The sequence below is a fragment of the Alicyclobacillus tolerans genome (assembly GCF_900142255.1).
GTDB classification, from domain to species: domain Bacteria; phylum Bacillota; class Bacilli; order Alicyclobacillales; family Alicyclobacillaceae; genus Alicyclobacillus_I; species Alicyclobacillus_I tolerans.
Genome location: NZ_FRAF01000067.1, coordinates 1 through 1,310, shown reverse-complemented (window position 1 = coordinate 1,310; position 1,310 = coordinate 1). Strand labels below are relative to the sequence as shown.

1 rRNA gene is annotated in these 1,310 nt (G+C 58.7%); it reads right to left on the bottom strand.

Annotation, left to right across the window (positions count from 1 at the left end):
* Positions 1 to 23 precede the first annotated feature (23 nt).
* Positions 24 to 1,310, bottom strand: a 16S ribosomal RNA gene (locus BUA75_RS15380); the annotation flags it as partial.

Below are 1,310 nucleotides of genomic sequence, written 5' to 3'. Positions count from 1 at the left end.
CCAAACCCCTCTCTCTTCCCTAGAAAGGAGGTGATCCAGCCGCACCTTCCGATACGGCTACCTTGTTACGACTTCACCCCAATCATCGACCCCACCTTCGGCGGCTGGCCCCCTTTCGGGTTACCCCACCGACTTCGGGTGTTGCCAACTCTCGTGGTGTGACGGGCGGTGTGTACAAGGCCCGGGAACGGATTCACCGCGGCATGCTGATCCGCGATTACTAGCAATTCCGGCTTCATGCAGGCGAGTTGCAGCCTGCAATCCGAACTACGAGCGGTTTTCAGGGGTTCGCTCCAGATCGCTCTCTCGCTTCCCGTTGTGCCGCCCATTGTAGCACGTGTGTCGCCCAGGACATCAGGGGCATGATGATTTGACGTCATCCCCGCCTTCCTCCGACTTGCGCCGGCAGTCACCTGTGAGTCCCCACCTCTACGTGCTGGTAACACAGGTCAAGGGTTGCGCTCGTTGCGGGACTTAACCCAACATCTCACGACACGAGCTGACGACAACCATGCACCACCTGTCTCCTCTGCCCCGAAGGGACCTACCATCTCTGGTATCGTCAGAGGGATGTCAAGCCCTGGTAAGGTTCTTCGCGTTGCTTCGAATTAAACCACATGCTCCACTGCTTGTGCGGGCCCCCGTCAATTCCTTTGAGTTTCAGTCTTGCGACCGTACTCCCCAGGCGGAGTGCTTATTGGGTTTCCTTCGGCACTGAGGGTGGTACCCCCCAACACCTAGCACTCATCGTTTACGGCGTGGACTACCAGGGTATCTAATCCTGTTTGCTCCCCACGCTTTCGTGCCTCAGCGTCAGTCACTGTCCAGCAAGGCGCCTTCGCCACTGGTATTCCTCCACATCTCTACGCATTTCACCGCTACACGTGGAATTCCCCTTGCCTCTCCAGTACTCAAGTCCTACAGTTTCCAAGGCATTCCCAAGGTTGAGCCCTGGCCTTTCACCCCAGACTTGCAGAACCGCCTACGCACCCTTTACGCCCAGTGATTCCGGACAACGCTTGCCCCCTACGTATTACCGCGGCTGCTGGCACGTAGTTTGCCGGGGCTTCCTCTCGGGGTACCGTCTCGCAAAGAGCATTCCCTCTCCTTGCCGCTCTTCCCCCTTGACTGAGCTTTACAACCCGAAGGCCTTCCTCGCTCACGCGGCGTTGCTCCGTCAGGCTTGCGCCCATTGCGGAAGATTCCCTACTGCTGCCTCCCGTAGGAGTCTGGGCCGTGTCTCAGTCCCAGTGTGGCCGGTCACCCTCTCAGGTCGGCTACGCATCGTCGCCTTGGTAGGCCTTTACCCT